This window comes from Longimicrobiales bacterium (assembly GCA_029245345.1).
Taxonomy (GTDB): domain Bacteria; phylum Gemmatimonadota; class Gemmatimonadetes; order Longimicrobiales; family Gaopeijiaceae; genus CALFPJ01.
On the sequence record JAQWPM010000012.1, the window covers coordinates 24,933 to 44,975 of the forward strand.

Consider the following 20,043-nt stretch of genomic DNA (forward strand, 5'->3'; position numbering starts at 1 on the left):
GCGTTGACGGCATCGGACGCGACCCCGAAGCTTGCCCTATGAAAAAGACAAATCGTGGGCGCGCGCAGCGCCGAGTCTGGGACGGTCGAGAAGGTACCGGCTACCCGAAAACGTCACAATCCTGCTTCACTTTCCTGCTGTGTCTTACCCTAGGAGCGTGCGGCGTTCCGGGTGGAGACGCCGCGGAAAGCACAGGACAGGACGCTGCCATTGGTGTCCGCTCCGGCATCGAGGTCCTGATCAGCGATTCGTTGCATCTCGTCCGTGGGAAACGGGTCGGGCTGCTCACGAATCATACGGGCGTCTATTTTCGAGACTTCGAGCAGGAAGCTGGAGCCCCGCGGGAGTTCGGAAGCATGATCGACGCACTCCACGAGTCACCAGATATGGATCTCGTGGCCCTCTACGGTCCGGAGCACGGCATCCGCGGTGAGGAACGAGCGGGAGCTCACATCGAGAGCGGGGTCGACGACAAGACCGGACTCACGATCCACTCACTGTATGGACAGACACGCCGTCCCACGCCTGAGATGCTGGAAGGTGTGGACGTTCTGGTCTTCGACATGCAGGACATCGGCGCTCGATACTACACCTACGTCTCCACCATGGCCTACGCGATGGAAGCGGCTGGTGAGAACGGTGTCCCTTTTGTGGTTCTCGACCGCCCGAACCCCATCCGAGGGGACGCGGTGCAGGGCAATGTGCTGGATCCGGAATACTCGACGTTCGTCGGGCTGTACCCCGTCCCAATGAGACACGGCATGACCGCGGGTGAACTCGCTCGCATGTTCGTCGGCGAATTCGGCATCGACGTGGATCTCACGGTCGTGCCCATGGAGGGCTGGCGGCGCTCCATGACCTTCGAAGAGACTGGACTGCCTTGGGTGGCCCCGTCCCCGAACATCCCGACCCAAGAAAGCGCGCTGGCCTATCCGGGCACGTGTCTCTTTGAAGGCACGCCTCTGTCGGTCGGGCGCGGAACCGAGCGAGCCTTTCAATGGATCGGCGCACCGTGGCTGGACGGCCCCGCCCTCGCTGAGGCCCTGAACGGGTATAACCTGGAAGGGGTCAGCTTCGAGGCAGTCACATTTACGCCCTCCAACGCCGGCGACAGGAAGTTCGAAGGCCAGGAAGTGTCGGGCGTCCGCTTGGTCCCATCCGCAACGAACTACGATGCCTCGAAGGCTGCGGTCGCCATGCTGATCGAGGCACGAGCGATGTCCGGCGACGATTGGTCGTGGAGCGTGGGACACTTCGACCGGCTTGCTGGAACAGATCAGTTGCGGATTGGGCTGGACGCTGAAGAGAGCTTCACCGCATTGGTCTCCACGTGGGACGCTCAGACGTCCGCATTCGAAGTATTGCGTGCCCCCTACCTGATCTACAATTGATGAAGACTCTCGCGCTGTTCGGAGCTGTTTTCCTCGCTGCCTGCGGGGGTAGCACCGGTGCCGCACCTGCATCGACGGCGTCCGCAGCAAGTCCTAGCCCTGAGCCACATGCCACGACTGCCGGCACGACCACCGCCGCCGCATTGATCGATCTGTACTCCGGAACAAGGGTCCCAGGACTCGAAGATCGACGCTTCAACCATGACACGTATTGGAACGCGGTGGCCCCATTCCTGGGGGGCAACGTGTCGTCTCGGGTCGCAGGAGAGAGCTCCGAGGGCCGGGAGATCCGCCATCTGACGTTCGGCTCGGGCCCGACGACGGTCCTGCTGTGGTCACAAATGCACGGCAACGAAAGCACCGCGTCGATGTCACTCGCAGACATCGTACGGTTCTTCCATGAGCGCGGTGATCACCCGCTGGTTCGACGTATCGCCCAAGGCGCGACGATCCACATGGTCCCCATGCTCAACCCGGATGGCGCGGAGCGTTTCCAGCGAAGGAACGCACAAGGGATCGATGTGAACCGCGACGCTCGTCGACTCCAGACGCCCGAGGGACGGACGCTCAAGGCGGTAAACGACGCCCTCCAACCCGACTTCGGATTCAATCTGCACGACCAGGGGGCGGCGGTTCGCGTGGGCACAACGGACCGAGGAGTCGCGATCGCGCTGCTGGCCCCCGCGTTCAACGAAGCCCGCGACGTCGACGCGAAACGACGTCGTGCAATGCAGGTCGCCTCGTTGATCATCGAGGCGATGGACCCACTGGTCGGCGGTCAGATCGCGAAATACGACGACACGTTCAATCCGCGTGCCTTCGGCGATCTCATGGGCCAGTGGGGTGCGAGCACAGTGTTGATCGAGTCAGGCGGGTACACGGACGACCCCCAGAAGCAGCATCTCCGGAAGACGAACTTCGTAGGCATCCTGAGTGCGCTCGATGCCATCGCTACCGGCCGGTACGCCGACTACAGCCCAGACGACTATGAAGAGCTCGCCTACAACGGTCGACGAGTGCCCGATCTACTCATCGTCGGGGGCACGATCGCGGTGCCCGGAGTACCGCCCCTCGCCGCAGACATTCTGCTCAACTACGACCGGCCGCTCATGTTCGAGGCAGGTGTGATCTCAGACATTGGTGACATGGGCCTCACAGAGGCTCAGGACACTTTAGACGTCTCGGGCCTGTTCCTGATTCCAACTCGCGAAGCACTCGACGAGGATGGCGGCCTGAATACCGGAGCGCCGGCTTACTTCATCGTCGCAGAAGACCCCGAGGGCCGACGGGTCCGGTTCAGGTTCGAGGGAGAACCGCCCCGCAGGGAAGACTGACGCCAATGACCCGGGGGCCTCAAGGCTAGTCCGCCTTGAGTACCTCGATCGGACCCGCCGCCGTCGCTTGGATCGCGGGTCGAATGCAGGCAACTAACACTCCCGTGCCAAGAAGCACAGCCACACCCACGAACGTGAGCGGAGCGCCCGGTTCCACGCCATACGAGGAAGCTACCCAGTAGGCGTGAGGTACCCATCACGGCACTGAGCCCAATCAGAAGTCCGGCACCCGATATGCGCATCCCTTCAGGACGAGCAGGAGTGGCCGCCATTGCGCGCACGGCGAGGTGCCTCAGGCGGGTCAGCCGCTCGGCCTCACTACTCGGTCCCGACCGCCGCACCCTTCGTCTCCTCGACATAGGCTCGGAACAGGTCCGACAGGTGTCGAGCCACTGGACCAACGGTGCCGTCGCCCACCGGCCGGCCGTCCACTTGGACACACGGTTTCACTTCGCCGGTCGTACCGGTGTAGAAGACCTCGGACGCTCGACGCAGTTCTTCGAGCTGAATCGGGCGTTCCTCATGCGCGATCCCATGCTTGGCAGCGAGTTCAAGGACCACGGCTCGTGTGATGCCGGGTAGGATGTGGTTGGTCTTAGGGTGGGTGACCGTCACGCCATCGATGACCGCCCACACGTTCATGTGGGCACCCTCGATAGCCACTCCATCTCGCACGAGGATCGCATCATCAGCACCCTGGTCGATCGCTTCCTGGAAAGCCATCGCGTTGGGCAGCAGGCCGATCGTCTTCACGTCCACACGGCTCCAGCGACGATCCGGCACAGTTGCCGCGGTGAAGCCTTCGGTCCAACGCTCATCCGTGGGGCGGTCCCAGGTCTTCGCATAGGCGTAGACCGTCGGCTGGACGGGGTCCTTCGGGAAGTAATGAGTGCGCGGCGCAGCGCCGCGCGTGATCTGCAGATAAACCAAAGATGTCGGCGCGTCGGCAAGTCCGTTCTCTGCGATTAACCGACGATGCATCGCTTCCAAGCCATCAACAGGATAGTCGATGCGTATCCAGGCGAGACCCTTTTCCAACCGCTCCAGGTGTCTGTCGAGCCCGAACGGGGAACCGTGGTAGAACGGGGTGACCTCGTACAAACCGTCGGCGAGGAGAAATCCGCGGTCGTCGGGAGAGATCTTGGCTTCCTCTTTGGGAAGGAACTCGCCGTTCAGGAAGACAGTGCTCATTGCTGGACCTGTGCAGTAAAAAGAAGTGCCGCGCGATGACTCGGGCCGTTGTCGCCCAAAGATGACGAGCCCCGGTAAAAACAAAAGGGGGAGCGTTCCGAAGAACGCTCCCCCTCATTTTTCGCGTGAACGACCCGATGGAATCAGGTGTCTACGTTGTTCTCTCCGAGCGACTCGAATTCCGAGAGCAACTCAGCCTCTGGAATCGATGCAGCCTCCTCCTCGGAAACCTCCTCGACCTGCGCTTCCTGGACTGCCGGAGCAGCCTGGGCCGCGGCGGGTGCGTCACCCGCTTCCAGTTGCCTGACCTCTTCCGAGCCTTCACCGATAAGACCCATCTGGCTCTTGAGCGCGAGGAGCTTGTCCTCGAGGTCCGCACCGCCAGCGTCCCCGCCGGCTTCGAGCTTGAGGAAGTCCTGTTCGAGCGAGTCGCCACCGAGCGCCTCTGTAACCTCGGAGTGCGCGATGACCTTGCGCTCCTCGTCCTCGATCTTGTCCGCCATGCGGTTGAACGCCTCGAACGCAGACGTGTCTGAAAGACCAGACATGGTCTCATGAATACGGCGCTGGGCCTGCGCTCTCTTCTGCTTGGCGATCAGGAGGTTCCGCTTGCGCTTGGCCTCCTCGATCTTGTCGTTGAGCTGACGGAGCGAACCCTTGAGCTTCTCCGTCTCACCCGCCTGCGCCTGCCATGTCTGCTGAATGACGCGCGCGCGTTCGGCGTGCTCTTGCTGGCGGATCAGCGCCTGCTTAGCCAGATCGTCACGTCCCTCCTTAACCGCGAGCATCGCCCGATGCTCCCAATCCCGGGACTGCTTCACCTCATCGTCCAACTGCGCCTTGAGCTTGCGCTCGTCAGCAATGGCCGCCGCAACTTCGCGCTTGGCTTTCGCCAGCTGGTCCCGCATGTCGATGATGATCTGGTTCAACATCTTCTCAGGATCTTCAGCCCGAGAGATGAGATCATTGATGTTCGACTTAATCATCGTCGAGAATTTTGTGAAAATGCTCATCGATTAACCCTCCGCCCCTTCGGCCGCGCTGCTGTCAGCGGCAGCGACGCCAGCCAGCGCACGAACGCGTTCCATATGACCTGTTGCAGCCAACTCGATGGATTCCATCGATGCACGCAATTCATGGAAGTCGAGCGTTTCGAGCTCGAGCGTATCGCTCAAGATCAACTCGCCTTCTTCGATGCCGTAAGCGCCATGCACGACGTCCGTCGCATTGAGCTCCAGTAGCGTCCGATAGAGCTCCATCTCGGACGCGAGCGTCTCGGGAAGATCCATGAGCTTCATGCGGATCAGCAAGAGTGCGTCGGCGTGATGGACGACTACGGGGAGTCCACTGTTATGGCCCCGTACAAGGTACATACCCTCGTCGACCTCCTCATACTCGATGTCCATACGAATCAAGAAGCTCTCAAGATCCTCTCGGGTTACCATGACCGTCTCCGTTCTCTGAGTCTCCGCGGGGCGGAATGTCGATTCCGTATCTAGGACCGAACCCTACGGCCCCGCGCGAATCCCGGTTTCTTACCGGGCGATTGTCCTGCTACCCCAAGCCACCGGGACCATTAAAGGTAAAGCGTCTTCTGCTGCGTTGCAGTACTTACCCGCGCTGGACGGGCAGCGTGCCCCCCACAAGCAGCCTAGGACTCCAACAATGGCGCCAAATGCTGGCCTGTGTAGGACTCTTTCACCTTAGCCACTTCCTCAGGCGTTCCTTCCACGACGATACGGCCACCACCCGCTCCACCTTCAGGGCCGAGATCGATGACCCAGTCAGCGGTCTTTACTACGTGTAGGTTGTGCTCGATCACGACAACTGTATTTCCGAGGTCGACCAACCGATGCAGGACGTCGAGCAGAACGCGAACGTCCTCGAAATGCAATCCGGTGGTGGGTTCGTCAAGGATGTACAACGTCTGGCCTGTGGCCTTCTTCGAAAGCTCGGTCGCCAATTTCACGCGTTGCGCCTCACCACCCGACAGCGTTGTGGCGGACTGACCGAGGTGCACATACCCAAGTCCGACGTCGTGAAGCGTCTGGAGCTTGATCTTGATCTTAGGGACCGGCTCGAAGAAATCGAGAGCGTCCTCGACCGTCAGGTCGAGCACGTCCGCGATGTTCTTACCCTTGTAGTAGACATCCAAGGTCTCGCGATTGTATCGACGACCGCGACAGACATCACAGGGCACGTACACGTCCGGTAAGAAGTGCATCTCGATCTTCACGAGGCCGTCGCCCGAACACGCCTCACAACGGCCGCCCTTCACATTGAAGGAGAAGCGCCCCGGCCCGTAGCCTCGCATCTGGGACTCGGGCAAATTCGCGAAGAGCTCGCGAATCGGCGTAAAGAGCCCGGTGTACGTCGCCGGATTCGAACGCGGCGTGCGACCAATGGGCGACTGATCGACATCGATGACCTTGTCGATGAGTTCGAGCCCGTGGATCGCGTCGTGGCCGGCTGACACGAGCTTACTGCGATAGAAGAGGCGCGCGAGGGCATGGTAGAGCGTCTCGTTCACCAGTGTGGATTTTCCGGATCCGCTGACTCCGGTCACGCAGATGAACGCCCCCAAGGGGAAGCCGACGTCGATCTTCTGCAGGTTATTTCCCCGTGCTCCGCGCACGGTGAGTATGCGTTCCGGCGAGGGAGGCCGGCGCTCCTTCGGGACGGCGATTTCGCGATCCCCCCGGAGGTACGCGGCGGTGAGGGAACGCTCTGACTCCATGAGCTCCTCATAGTTCCCACTCGCGACGACCTCTCCCCCATGGCGACCTGCGCCGGGCCCGAGATCCACGATGTAATCCGCCATTCGGATCGTGTCCTCATCATGTTCGACGACAACGACGGTGTTTCCGAGATCACGAAGGTGCTGCAGCGTGGCAAGCAGCCGGGCGTTGTCACGCTGGTGCAGTCCGATAGAAGGCTCGTCCAAGATGTAGAGCACGCCGACCAGCTGGCTTCCGATCTGAGTCGCGAGTCGAATTCGCTGTGCCTCTCCACCCGACAAGGACCCGGCAGAGCGGCCAAGCGTGAGGTATTCCAGACCCACATCCCGAAGGAAACGAAGGCGCTCACCGACCTCTTTGAGGATGGGTCCAGCGATCTCCGCTGGAAGCGGCCGAATGGGGTTCTTCTTCCTCGACTTCTTGGGCTTCTCGCCACGGGCTTGTACTGGCAATCCATCGATGAAGGCAGCCGCGCCCCCGATGGACATCTCGACGACATCTCCCAACGATTTTCCGCCGATCGTCACGGCACGGGACGATGCCTTCAAGCGGGTCCCCGAACAGGTTCCACACGAGAGTGTCGACATGTAGTCGTCCAGCTGGTTCCTGACGACTTCCGACTGTGTCTCGCGATAACGCCGCTCCACGTTCTCCAGCACACCTTCCCACTTGTCCTGGTAATGCCCATCGAACTCGCCCGCACCCGACTTGTACGGGAACCGGATCTTCATGTCGCCGGAGCCGTGGAGCACCGCGTGGCGGACATCGTCTTCGAGTTGGCCCCAAGGCGTGTTCGGGTCGAACTCGTACGCCTCAGCCAGACCGGGGATCACGGAGCGCCGCAGGTGGCCGGACGGGTCACCCCAGGGAAGGATGACGCCTTCCAGGATGGACACGGACGGGTCCGCTGTCAGGAGGTTGGGATTGACCTCTTTTCTGGTTCCTAACCCGCCACAGTCTTCACAAGCGCCATAAGGAGAATTGAACGAGAACTGACGCGGCTCAAGCTCCGGCAGACTCGTCCCACACGTATCGCACGCATAGTATTCGCTGAACACGTGTTCGACCGGATCACTCTTCTTGACGTGCTCGATGACCTCCATGATCCCGTCGCCCGTACGAAGCGCCGTCTCCACGGAGTCCGCCAAACGCTCCCGATCCTTTTCGCGCACCACGAGCCGGTCAACAACAACTGAAATGTCATGGTTCTCGTACCGGTTCAACTGCGGAGGTTCAGTGAGGTCATACGTCTTGCCGTCGACTCTGACTCTGACGAAACCCTCCTTCCGCGCCTTCTCGAACATGATGACGAATTCACCCTTCCGCCCCCTAACCAGGGGAGCGAGAACCTCTATTCGATTCCCCTCCTCCAAGGCCAGAAGCTGATCCACAATCTGCGTGGCAGATTGCCGGATGACCGGGTCACCGCAAGTGGGACAGTGGGGTGTACCGGCCCGAGCCCAAAGAAGCCGGAGGTAGTCATAGATCTCCGTGACCGTGCCAACGGTTGAGCGCGGGTTTCGGCTGACCGTCTTCTGCTCAATAGAGATGGCCGGCGACAGACCTTCGATCGAGTCGACGTCGGGTTTCTCCATGAGCCCCAGGAACTGACGCGCATAAGCGGACAGGGACTCCACGTACCGGCGTTGGCCCTCGGCGTAAATCGTGTCGAACGCCAGGGATGACTTCCCTGAGCCTGAAAGACCGGTAATTACGACCAGTTTTTCACGAGGCAGCTCGACGTCGATGTTCCGCAGATTGTGCTCGCGGGCACCGCGGACAATGAGTTTCTCGGACGCGGCGGTGGCCGACTTGGAAGTTTTTGCCATAGCAGGGGAAGTTAACGGCCGGGGGTGGGCGGGTTCAATCCGCTTGTGTAGAGCGACGGCGTCCCCCATCTGGCGCGGGGGTCAAGGCGAGCGGCTCTCCACACCCGCTCCGCGCGGGTCACTTCGAAAAACACCAGCTCCTCTGCTGGTGATGCCGGCGGAATGGGGCGCGGAGGAGCGATCCTGGGCCTTAGCGTCAGGCCTCGGCTAGTATCCCCACTCTCGGAAAATGAAGACTCCGAGGATCTGGGACGGCGCGATACCCAACCCGCTCAGCCCGATGCTACCACTCCTCAGGAATCGATCCTCAAAGAACCCTTCGACGGTGTAGTCGTCGTTCAGAGCCCACTCTAGTCGAGCACCTCCGAAGGGGCTCCCGCCGCTCTGCCGAGCCTGCAGCGGACGGAAGACCAAGACGATAAAGGCGTCCTGCCCCACGTACTGTCCGATCTCGATCTGTGAGTTCGTGATCCCGGAGGCGAATCCAACGTTGCCAGCCTGAGTGATCGACAAATAGTCCACACCGATTCCCTGCGAGAGGGCGGCACCAAGCTGACTCGCCACGGCGCCGGACACGAGGGTCGTAATGGCACCGGTGGCCGCGCCGGCCACTGACCCAGCTGCTCCCGCCAAGAAGCTCTGCTGACCCGTAGCCAACTCGGAACTCGACCGGCCGAAAATCAGGTAGCTGATGAGGTCGGACTCAGCCACGCCCGCCTCTTCCGTGGCAAGCGTAACTCTCGGAAGTGTGAGCGTTCCCTCCACGGTCGCGTTTACCTCGAGCGCCTCCACGAACCGGCGTCGAATCCTACTCATCGCTTGGATGTCGAGCACGGGATTTACACCGGGGATCCCCGCAAAACCAACGGTTCCACCGGTCACGTCGAAGGTGCGTCCGAGCACAGAATACGATCCCCGAAGAGCTTCCAGCTCCCCAACGAGGACGATGTCTCTCTGGATGCGATCGTACCGCACAAACAGATCACCACCCATCTCAATGGACATTTCCTCTGACCGCATCCACGTATCGCGCGGGACCGAGAGATCGACTTCCACAGTGAGACTCTGTAGAAAGGGGTTCTGGATATCCCGAATGAGTGATTGGGTCTCGAAAACAGTCGTGTCTGCTCCAAACAGCCTCGGATCGGACAAGTCGACAACTTCCGCGTTCCGCGCGAACTCGTTCACGAAGAGTGTGCCCGCATCCACTTGCAGGGCCCCGGTCACCCGAGGTCTCCCGAAGGGGCCCCTGAGCAAGAGGTCGCCGCTGATCCTGCCCTCCATGTCGAGTCGATTGACCGCTTGGAAGTTGGAAAAGGCAAACGAGAGATCGAGTCCAGGATTGCGGAGTGGAACCAGCGTGACTGTTCCGCTCACCGTGGACTGTCCGGTTGCCGAGGAACTGAGATCGACGGTCACCGTGCGATCCGGATTCAGCGTCAGCGCACCAGTCACGTCAGCGTGGCGCACGCCGAGCGCGTCAATGGACCAGGCTCCTCCGGCGAGCGTCATCTCGCCATCGGGCCGAGGGGCGTCGAGCGTGCCTCTCACGGTCACCGAACCATCGACGATCCCCACTACATCCTCGAGGACCTGGAAGTACGCCAACGCCAGGGAAGCATCCAACGAGTCGGCGCGCACGGCCAGGTCCATCACCCTTGGAGGCGTGCGGTCCAAGACCTCGCTCAACGCGAGATCCAACGGCACGCGCCCGCTCACGGCGAAGACCTCGTGATCGCCCGACCAGGCACTCGTCGCCACCTGCGCCTCCTGGCCAGCGTATGTCAGTTCACCGGCCAACCGTGACAGTTGGACATCCTGAAGCACCGGGTCCTCGATGGCCCACTGAGCCGAGATCGCGGGATCCTCAGCGACCCCATCTACAGACAACGTGAAGTCGGCGTGTCCACCGCCGGTCCAGTCGTCCATTTCCAGCATGCGGGCGACCCGCCCGAGGTGAAGGCCCTCTACGACCAGGTCGAAATCCGACGTTCCACTGCGAGACAGACTCCCCGCAGCGGTCAAGCGCATGGGGTCATCGCCGGGTCGTGTGATTTCCAGATCATCCACAACTAGGGATGTTCGATCCCACCTCAGCTCCGTGGGGCGAGCCAGCGAGTACACGAGGGAGTCGACGCTCGCCGTTACCTCATCGAGGGCAAGTCCCCCACCAAGCGAATCGAAAGCGAATCGCCCACGTCCTTGGATCTCCTCACCAGGGCCACGAACCACATCCAAAAACGCCGCTCCAGCTCTCGAGATCATGTCTCCATCAAAATGGGCAGACGTGAACGATCGACCTTCCCACTCCACGCCATGCATATCGAGGACGACGTCCCACGCGCCGTCCAACGCAGGCAGGTCCCGGGCCGTCATCCGGAGGTGCGCACTGTCGGCTTGGTTGTGACCGTAGATGGCTTGGCGGACGTCCATGGTGAGTTCTACGTTGAGCGCGTCCACCGAGCCCACGAGTCGCACACTACCGTTCGCCACACCGTGCATACGCACGTCGATCGTGTCTGGCAAAGCATCGACTTCTACGCCGTCCCATGCCAAGAGGGTGGTCTCGATCGCGGTTAGCGTGTCCTTGGCGATCACGGTGTCCCCCAGCAACAAAGGCCGGAGTCCGGCGAGCGATTCGGTCGAGAAATCGAGGTGCGCCTCGCCGTCCAGCGGAGCTGCCATACCCAAGCGGCCGTTCCCTGTGAGGCGGACGCCTCCCAGAAGAGCGTCCAGGCTATCCACAGTCAGGATTCCCGCCGACGCTCTCATGTGCGCGGTGACAGTATCCACGTGCAATCCGCCGATTCGCGCCCGTGTCGACGTCAGCGTCGCCGCGGCGTCCATCGAATCCAGGCGGACCCCCCTCCCTTCCATGGACAGTCCCCCAGACCAAAACGACGGTGCAGGAAGCCGACCGGTGATCGTAGAGAGCGAGATCTCCTCCGCGGTGGCGTCGAACCGGTAGAAGGAGCCTGGCCGACGCATGTCGAACACGCCGTCGAAGAGTACACGCCCGTCTGCGGCGTCGAGGGCGGCCCTGATGCTCACGTCCCTGAGCCGTCCTTCCGCACGCCATGTCCCGGTAAGCGTCCCACCCAGGTCGACGTCCGGGCTCATCGCAGAGAACATGCCCAACGAAAGGGGAGCCAAATCCCCTTGTACGTCGAGAATCCACTCACCTGTATCGGTCCGGCGCACCGCCCCGCGAGCGATAGCACGCGATTCCATAAGGCCATCCGTTCGATGCGTGGCATCCGCCACGAAACGGAGCGCATCGTCCACTCTTCCCGAGATGTCCAGATTGAGCGTGCCAGTGCCTTCCATGAGGATAGCCGGGAAGAACGCCTCGACCAGCTCGTAGTTCACCGGGTTCATCCGAGCCTCGAATCCCGAGGCTCCTGGGTTCACTCCACTAAACAACGTGCCACTGAAGTCGGCGGTGGTGGCCGCACCCCCATATCCGCTCGGGACCAGTGTCAGCCGTCCCGTCGCCACCGTTCTGGCGAGCGTCCCGTTGATGCGAACCTCCCCGCTCAACCAGCCATTGAGGGGGGCTTCTCTTGGAACCCACGGCTCGATGCGATCGATATTGACTGGGCTGGCGGTGAGGTCCAGGTCCTCGAACACGAGTTCACGCCCGAATCGGGCCGTGCCCGTGGCAGTGAGCGTGCTCTCTTCCACCTGCATCTCGAAGTCCTGGAAGCGGACTTCGACGTCGCCGTCGACACGCACGCTCGCCGCGCCCCTGAATGAGCCCGCCGGAATGCGCGGGTCGATCCACGCGAAGTCAGTGAGATCTCCCGCTCCATCCGTTTCGGCCGCCGACTCGAAAATCCACACGTCACCGCCCTCCCGCGGCCCCACCGAGAGGTCGCCACGAAGAAGTGACCCAGGAAGTCTGAACGCCCCCGATTCCACTCTGATGCCACCCCGCCCGAAGGTGAGTTCCCCGAACGCCTCATCGACCCGGAGTGGTTCGGCGAGAATCGCAGCATCCATTGAAAGGGAAGCGAGCCTGGCTCGGAGGTATTCGTCACCCCCGCTCAAATCGAGCTCGGCGTCCTCTAAATCGAAGTCGATCGCCTCGAACGCGAGCCGGTCTAGCCGGCCCTCACCGTCAGGCGACTCGACCGTGGTCCCTCTCCCGTCTTCGCTCGCCGGGTGCAAAATCTGAACCACACCCTCACGGACCCCGATGCGCCCAAAACGGATAGGCTCTGTCGGGCCACCAGAAACACTATCGACTCCGTCGGAGTCGACTCTGGGCCGAAGCAGGCGAGTGATGTTCACTCTCTCCTCCGAGGCGAGTCGCGAGATCTCCAGGTCGAGTCCCCACACCACGAGTGAAGACACCTCGGGGGCACCCGCGAAGAGCGCGACAGGGGAATACCGGAGTTGAATGGAGTCCGCAGTGAGGAGTCGTCGATGGTTCTCGGCCGTAAGTGTCACGTTCGTCAGCGTTGCGCCCGTAAGGAGCGTGCCGCTCCGCACACCCTGCACTTCGAGTGTGCCGAGCAGTGCGTCCTCCGCACGGCTGAGGACCCCGTCCAGTAGCATTCGTTGGCCTCGCCCGCTCTGCACCATCACTGTCGCGAACAGCAAAACGCTCAACACACCAGCACCAGCCCAACGCATCACCCGCCGTGCGGCCTCACGCTTGCGACCCCGGCGTCGCAGCACGGGGTCGCCGCTTTCCGAGCCGGCTTCGGGCTGCGAGATCTCCGGCGCACCCGCCACCGGTTCCTCGTGCTCCGAACCCACTAGAAGGCCTGTCCGATGGAGATGTGGAGTTGAAAACGCCTGAGCGACCAGGAGGAGGAGTGCCCGAAGAGCACCGTCGGAGTGAGCAGCGCGATGTTCTTCGTCCTTACATAAGGCGCAAAAACCCCGTTGATGCTGAGCTTCGCTTCTTCGTTGTCCACGCTCGGGTCGAACGGCCTGATCTGTGACGTCACTACGGAGAGCGCCTGCCCGCCGCGAAAACGATACGCCACGTCGACCCGGATTGGGCCGATGGGGCTCAGGTAACGCACGCCGGCGCCCGGAGTGATTTCGAGATCGGCAAGCGCCGCACGCTCTTTGACGGCCCAGACCTGCCCTACATCGGCAAAAACCACGCCTTCGAATGAGCTTGAGATCCCGAAGCGGATGTCGAGATTGGCTTCCAGAAGTCGCGTCCCGCCCGTGGGGCGCGGGATGAAGCCGGCGTCTCCAAGCGGTGTGGCATCACACGACAGGTCCATGACCTGGGCTGGTGTGCATGCGGCGGTAACACTCGTGCTGCTCACAGTCATGAGACGCACCGGATCCAACACTTGAAGGACGCGAGGTCCCAGTCTGCTCTGTGCGAACCCTCTAACGGAGTTCGCACCCCCTGCATAAAAGCGCTTTTCGGGCTGTACGATGTCGACTGCGTCCCCTCCACGCACCAATTCGCTGAAGGGGCCCGCGCCTACCCACCCACCCCGAATCCGCGCTGCGACAACTCCCGATCCAAACGCGTTATAGGTCGCGGCCTCGGCTAAGAACCGATCGTAGCGGAAGTTGGATCCGGTCCAGCCCGCCGCGTGCTCCAGGTCCAACGCGAGTGAATACCCTCGGGTGGGGTTCAGCGGATTGTTCGCGAGATTGCGCGAGAAGCTGATCCCAATGGGAGCGATCATGTTTACGTCGTCGAGGATGTCGATGTCCTCGGGCGTGCACACCAAGAAGCCCGTGCAGAACAAGAGCTCCGCAGCTTCGAGCCGAGACAGCTCAGGCCGATAGGAGATCGTAAGCGACGTCTGCGGACCAATCGCACGAGTCAACGCCACCTGCAGGCCCACAGCTTGGCGGACAAAGACGTCCGGCAGACTCTGTCTCTCACCAAAGACCGAGGCGACAAATGAATTGCGCGTCGAAAAGATCCAGGGCTGCGCAAAGTCTATCGAGGCCAGCCAGTTCAACTCGCCGAATTCTTCCTTGCCCGCCTGTGGGCAAAGGATGTCCCTGAACTGCGGCGTGAGAAGGTTCGACACGCGCGCACGGGCCTGAAGGATCCGGCCACCTCCCCTGAAGTTCCGAGCCGTCCAGCGGGTCTCCAGATCGAAACACTCTGCGTTACTCAGGCCAGCGCCATATCGGACCCGGTACTCATCACCCTCGGTGACATCCACTCGAACCGGAATCACCGAGTCTGTGGCGTTCGCGAAGTCAGGCTGGACCGTCGCACTGCGCATGATGTCGAGGCCGAAGAGCCGCGACTGACTCTCGAACAGTTCGGCACCGCGATATAGATCTCCTTCACGGAACTCGAGCGTGTTGCGGATCGTGGCGTCGCTCAGAGACTCGTTGCCGAAAATCTCGACTGGCCCGTAGTACGCGCGCGTTCCCACCTCGACGGAGTATGTCACTTCCGCACCGTACGGGTCGTCGGCCGGAATCCTGAAGCGACGGAATACCTCTACCCGAGCATATCCTCTGTTCGCGAGCCGATTCTGAAGCGAATCCCGAGTCGCCTCAAGGGCGATCTGGCTCAAGCGGTCACCAGGCAGAAGAGGCAGGGTCGCGGTGATCTCGGGGTCATTGAAGCCCTCGACACCCTCTACGGAAATGCTTCTTACCAAGACTGGTTGTCCTTCGACCACGAGAAACGACACCTCTGCCGTTCCCTCCTCATGCATGGTTCGGGCCGTATCTACCGTCGCTTCTCGGAATCCGCGGATCTGGTACCACACCTGAAGACGCAGCCGGTCCAGCGGAATCTGCCGCTCCTGCAAGTAGAACTCTTGCAGGGCAAAGTCCGCTCCGGCCCAGCAAAAGGGGGAAAAGATCGCCGAACGGCACTCGGTCTCTCGGGTGACGATGGCCCGCGCCAGGGAATCTCTGGGGAACGACTCGTTCCCTTCGAAACGGACGGAAACCACTTCTGTACGACCGATTTGTGCAGAACCGGTGGCGGGACAAACGGCGGCCGCCACCAATACCCCCAGGCAAACGAGCACGGGGCTGAACCGGGACACGATCAGTCGTCCCCGAATCGGGGTAGGTCCACCCGCTCGGCGATCTCCGTTCGTACGGGCTCACGAGCGAGTAACATCCGAGCGAAGTAGAACGTCACTACGCCCACTCCAGCCGCGATCGCCGAGGACACAGCAGCTGCACGTACGTTCTCAGAACGGGTCGGCCGGTTCCTCAGGTAGCGCACGCTTAGTCCTCCTGGGGGAACGCCCCGGGGTACGCGGTCTTCATCGGCGTACCCGGACGCGGAACAGAAACCGTCTCACCTGGCTCGAACGCGCTCCCATGGGACTCGAAGAAATGAGGCGTTACTTCGATCGTGTCCTCGAGCACCTTCACGATGTTGCAGCTGTTCTTGCGGTGTTCGGGTCCACGCCCCCGGCGAGAGGTGGTCGTACCGGTGTGGATCAGCGGAACGCCCGCCCGGTCACCCGGGATCACATCGCGCGACGAGGCAATCAAGGTCTGATGGATGTGCCCGCTCAGCACGACATCCACCTGCATGTCTTCGATCTCCTGGAGGATCTTCCGCCCGCCAGGTAGGGGTGCGCCCCCCTCGCCATCTGGCGGAGACACAAAATGATGGTGAACCACCAAGACCCGCGGCCCCCCAGGAGGGACTTCATCGAACGCTTTTCGCGCGAAGGCGAGTTGATGCCTCTGAATTCGCCCATTTACGATCGCGCGGTACGGGCTGGCCGAGTTCAATCCGACGATCATCGACCCAGCGACCCGCACGACGGAATCCACATCCCGTGGGATGTGATGCCGCCAGCGCCAGAACGGCGTGACCGCCCGCTCCCAGATACGATAGAGCGGCACGTCGTGGTTCCCAGGTGTCACCACGAGGGGAACCCTAGGCAGTCGCTCTAGGAAATCCCAGGCGGCCTTGAATTCGCGAGGCTTCGCACGCTGCGTAAGGTCGCCCGAAACCACAATCAGATCCGGCATCACTTCGAAGGCGAGACTACGGAAAGCATCTCCCGCTCTCGGGCGAAATGGCTTCCCGAACTGCAAGTCGGAGGCGTGAAGAATGGTCAGCACAGCGCGTCCTAGGCTGCGGCCTCAGCGGGCCGGCCCAGCTTCGTCATACCGTAGATGCCCACCCCGATGATTCCCAGCGAGATGATCTGAGCCAAGGTAAGGACTCCGAAGAACCGATCGTCCTTGGCCCGCAAGAACTCGACCAGGAATCGTTCCGCGCCCGCGAAACCCAACCAGAGCATGAACAGCCATCCCGCGTTGTGCTTATGGCGCCGAATCTTCCACAAAAAGAAGAACACCGCCGTGCTGATCCCGACCTCGTACAACTGGGTCGGATGTACCGGCAGTACCTGTCCGTATTTCTCGACTAAAGCCGGATCGACGGAGATCCCAAGCGCCTCGATGTTCGAGACGGTGGTCGCCGGGTAACCCTTTGGGAAGGCGATACCGACCCAAGAATCAGTCGGAACACCCCAATCATCACCTACGAGGAAGCAACCCATCCGGCCCACGCCGTAGGCCATCGCCAGCCCTGGAGCGACCACATCTGCCATGGTTGGTAGAGGCAGCTTCTGCCTGCGGATCTCCCACACGACCAACGCCGTGGCAAGTATGAATCCGCCGTACCACACCAATCCACCACGCGACAGAATCAGCGCCGCTGGATCTGTCGCCAGTCGAGGGTAATTCAGCAGGATGTAGTAGATCTTGGCACCCAAGATTCCGCCGACGACACCCATAAAGACGAGGTCCCAAGCCTTGTCGGGATCTTCGCCAATGCGGGCCATTTCGGCACGGATCAGATATCCGCCCGTGAGGAACGAAAAGAGCATGAACACCCCGAATGAGGTGACCGCCTCTCCGCCCATGAAGGGAACCCAGGCCGGAAATTCGAAAATGATGGGATACATGAGCCTAACTTCGCGTGAGGAGGGAGTTATCGAAACAGGTAAACCGGGACATTCGGGTCAACAAATGCCCCCCTACCGAAGGCCAGGGAATTCGAGTCCAGCGGAGGCGGACGCATCGAAGCCGCTCACGTCACCCCTGTCATAACGAAAGCGAGCGGCCCGCGCGATCATTGCTCCATTGTCCAACGACAACCGCGGGGACGCGTGGAACAACCGGCCATGCGCCCCGAGGCGTTCCGAAAGCGCTTCTCGAAGCCGGAGATTCGCAGCAACACCTCCTCCAATCAGTACCCGGTCGCACTGGGTCGCGTGGACGGCTCGCATTGTCTTAGAAGCGAGGACGTCGACCGCAGCTTCCTGAAAGGCAGCGGCAATGTTCGGGCGTTCGGCCCCGACACTCTGCTCATGCCCCACACGACGCGTCAAATCCACCACCGCCGTCTTGAGCCCACTGAACGAAAAGTCGAAATACGCCGCTTCATTCAGGCTTTGGTTTCTGCGGAGCATGGGGCGAGGAAGGACGTGTTTCTTGGGGTCACCAAGCACCGCCACACGCTGAATCTCAGGGCCGCCCGGATACGAGAGACCCAAGAGTTTGGCGACCTTATCGAAGGCCTCGCCAGCCGCATCATCCCTGGTCTCGCCAAGCAGTCGATAGTCACCCCATTCGGGAACATGCAACAACATGGTGTGGCCGCCTGACACCAGCAGCCCGACGAAGGGGGGCTGGGCCTCGGGGTCCTCGAGAGACGGGGCGAATAGGTGCCCCTCCATGTGGTGCACTGGCACGAACGGGCGCCCGAGCGCGAAGGCAGCTGATTTGGCCCAGCACACACCCACGAGTAGCGCGCCAATGAGCCCCGGCCCCGCCGTCGCGCCGATGAGGTCCACCTGCTCAAGTGTTACGCCAGCCTGAGCCAAAGCCTCGTCGACCACCACGTCGATCTTCCTCAGATGCGCACGGGCCGCGATCTCAGGGATCACCCCGCCGAAAACGGCATGTTCGTCCTGCGAGAGAATCACATGCCCCAGCACGCGATTGTCACCGTCGATCACTGCAGCCGAGGTCTCGTCACACGAAGTCTCGAGACCCAGAACGAGGGGGCCGCGGGCTGTGCTCACCAGCCGCTAGCGTCCCCTCCGCCCGCTAGGTCGGCAGCCCTCCGTACCGTCACGACGTCCGTCGACGGAACTGCGGTGACGAGATCAGGCACGCCATCGATTTGAAGCGGCACACGGCGCTCTTCTCCCGGAGCCATGCCCGTAAGCAACTCCCCCTGCACCCATACACGTAGAAGCTCCGGCTGGATTCCGGTGACCAGCGTTCTCGCCCCCGTAACCCTGAGCTGGACCGACAGCGGGTCCACCACGACTTCAGTGCCTATCCGTTCGGTGTCTACGAAGACGGTAAGTCCGGACAACACGCGCTCGACCACTGACTCGAGTCGGACCCCTACGGTGGCCGTAGTCGGCACCAACATGACCCCAAACAAGCCCGTCGTGTCCAGAGCGACGTTGAAGACCCCGGACGCCTGAACGGCGGTGAGGTCGAAGGGGCTCAAATGCACAGAATCCAGACCTTCGATCCGGCTCCGCGGACCCCGGATTCGTACCTCACGTGGGTTGAGCCCGAGCGGGCTCGCCAAAGCCATGTTGGACGGCACAGCCCCGCGCGTGCGCAGCGCAATGGGGAGCGTACGCGTCATCGCTCGCTCTAGAGAGACGCGGATGTTCACCGGAGAAAGCGATTCAACGGACAGGCCGCGACCTTCACCCAAACCAACCCATTCTCGCCGAAGTGAGACGAGCGTGTCCGCGGAGTTGATCCCTTCGAGTGGGACCCGAACCGTGGTGCCTTCACGTGCGAGTCGAATGATCTCTCTAGCGGGTCCGCCTAGGCGTAGTTCAACCTGAGCAGGACTGGGAGGTGCAGCCAAAGTCCAAGCTGTATCTGCGACGGAGACGATGATGGGGATCGACGAGAATGTCTCTTGGTTTCTCGGCTCCGTTTGGACCAAGCCCCAGAGAAACACGGACAGACCGAGCGCAGCCAGCTTGAGTCGCCAATTGTGCAGAAGCACCCTGCCCGGCCGCGAAGCCATGTGCTACTGCCCGAGGAGGCGGAGGACGAGCGCGTGATTCACGGGCGAATCCCAATGGGTTCCACCCGCGACCTTCTTGTAGATGATGCCGTCTTTTCCGATCAAAAAGGTCTCTGGCACGCCCGTTGTCTGATAGACCCGCTGAACGTCACCAGCCGGGTTATGGAGAATGCGAAAGGTGAGACCCAAGTCCTGAGCGAAAGCGTCGAGGTCGCCACCCGGTCGGCCGAACGAATCGGCTTGCCCGAATGGGGCATCGATGCTGATGGCGAGTATCTCGAAGTCTTCGTTGTCGAGTTCTTCGTAGAGACGTTGCATCGAGGGCATTTCTTCGAGGCACGGACCACACCAAGTGGCCCAAATGTTCACCAGGACGACTTTGTCCGCGTAGTCCGAAATGGCGACATCCGTACCGTCCATCGCCCGCGCCACGAACTCGGGTGCGACCTCGCCCGTGATTACGGGTTGATAGCTCTCACGTCCGGCCCACGCCACGATGACAACCGTGACGGCTCCGAGGATGGTCCATAGATAGGGAGAGCGAGCAAAACTGCGCTTCAT

General features: G+C 61.6%; 14 protein-coding genes. 2 read left to right on the forward strand and 12 right to left on the reverse strand.

Annotated elements, in window-relative coordinates:
- Positions 1 to 38 precede the first annotated feature (38 nt).
- Positions 39 to 1,391: a DUF1343 domain-containing protein gene (locus P8L30_03125; protein ID MDG2239167.1), complete on the forward strand. Its 1,353-nt coding sequence runs from the start codon at positions 39 to 41 to the stop codon at positions 1,389 to 1,391.
- On the forward strand, positions 1,391 to 2,725 hold the full coding sequence (locus P8L30_03130) for a M14 family zinc carboxypeptidase (protein ID MDG2239168.1): 1,335 nt from the start codon (positions 1,391 to 1,393) through the stop codon (positions 2,723 to 2,725). The genes P8L30_03125 and P8L30_03130 overlap by 1 nt, the downstream gene beginning before the upstream one ends.
- A 318-nt stretch (positions 2,726 to 3,043) precedes the next feature.
- Here P8L30_03130 and P8L30_03135 read toward each other — a convergent pair whose 3' ends face one another.
- The 12 genes from P8L30_03135 to P8L30_03190 form a co-directional block, all read right to left on the reverse strand.
- The gene (locus P8L30_03135) at positions 3,044 to 3,916 is read right to left on the reverse strand and encodes a D-amino acid aminotransferase (protein ID MDG2239169.1); all 873 of its coding nucleotides are present in this window, start codon (positions 3,914 to 3,916) and stop codon (positions 3,044 to 3,046) included.
- 143 nt (positions 3,917 to 4,059) lie between these two features.
- Positions 4,060 to 4,929, reverse strand: coding sequence for a PspA/IM30 family protein (locus P8L30_03140; GenBank protein MDG2239170.1), 870 nt, complete (start codon positions 4,927 to 4,929; stop codon positions 4,060 to 4,062).
- 3 nt (positions 4,930 to 4,932) lie between these two features.
- Positions 4,933 to 5,361, reverse strand: coding sequence for a CesT family type III secretion system chaperone (locus tag P8L30_03145; GenBank protein ID MDG2239171.1), 429 nt, complete (start codon positions 5,359 to 5,361; stop codon positions 4,933 to 4,935).
- 206 nt (positions 5,362 to 5,567) lie between these two features.
- Positions 5,568 to 8,483 carry an excinuclease ABC subunit UvrA gene (gene uvrA / locus P8L30_03150; protein ID MDG2239172.1) on the reverse strand — a complete coding sequence of 972 codons (2,916 nt, stop codon included), beginning with the start codon at positions 8,481 to 8,483 and terminating at the stop codon, positions 5,568 to 5,570.
- Positions 8,484 to 8,690: 207 nt separating this feature from the next.
- On the reverse strand, positions 8,691 to 13,247 hold the full coding sequence (locus P8L30_03155; GenBank protein MDG2239173.1) for a translocation/assembly module TamB domain-containing protein: 4,557 nt from the start codon (positions 13,245 to 13,247) through the stop codon (positions 8,691 to 8,693).
- Positions 13,247 to 15,487: a BamA/TamA family outer membrane protein gene (locus tag P8L30_03160; protein MDG2239174.1), complete on the reverse strand. Its 2,241-nt coding sequence runs from the start codon at positions 15,485 to 15,487 to the stop codon at positions 13,247 to 13,249. The genes P8L30_03155 and P8L30_03160 overlap by 1 nt, the downstream gene beginning before the upstream one ends.
- A gap of 2 nt (positions 15,488 to 15,489) precedes the next feature.
- Positions 15,490 to 15,672: a hypothetical protein gene (locus P8L30_03165; GenBank protein ID MDG2239175.1), complete on the reverse strand. Its 183-nt coding sequence runs from the start codon at positions 15,670 to 15,672 to the stop codon at positions 15,490 to 15,492.
- 2 nt (positions 15,673 to 15,674) lie between these two features.
- Positions 15,675 to 16,529, reverse strand: coding sequence for a metallophosphoesterase (locus P8L30_03170; protein ID MDG2239176.1), 855 nt, complete (start codon positions 16,527 to 16,529; stop codon positions 15,675 to 15,677).
- Between the two features lie 8 nt (positions 16,530 to 16,537).
- Positions 16,538 to 17,380, reverse strand: coding sequence for a prolipoprotein diacylglyceryl transferase (locus tag P8L30_03175; GenBank protein ID MDG2239177.1), 843 nt, complete (start codon positions 17,378 to 17,380; stop codon positions 16,538 to 16,540).
- A 72-nt stretch (positions 17,381 to 17,452) separates the two neighbouring features.
- Entirely contained in the window at positions 17,453 to 18,502 is a 1,050-nt protein-coding gene (gene tsaD / locus P8L30_03180; GenBank protein ID MDG2239178.1) for a tRNA (adenosine(37)-N6)-threonylcarbamoyltransferase complex transferase subunit TsaD, read from the reverse strand.
- Entirely contained in the window at positions 18,499 to 19,482 is a 984-nt protein-coding gene (locus P8L30_03185) for a CdaR family protein (protein ID MDG2239179.1), read from the reverse strand. The genes tsaD and P8L30_03185 overlap by 4 nt, the downstream gene beginning before the upstream one ends.
- Before the next feature lie 3 nt (positions 19,483 to 19,485).
- On the reverse strand, positions 19,486 to 20,043 hold the full coding sequence (locus P8L30_03190) for a TlpA disulfide reductase family protein (protein MDG2239180.1): 558 nt from the start codon (positions 20,041 to 20,043) through the stop codon (positions 19,486 to 19,488).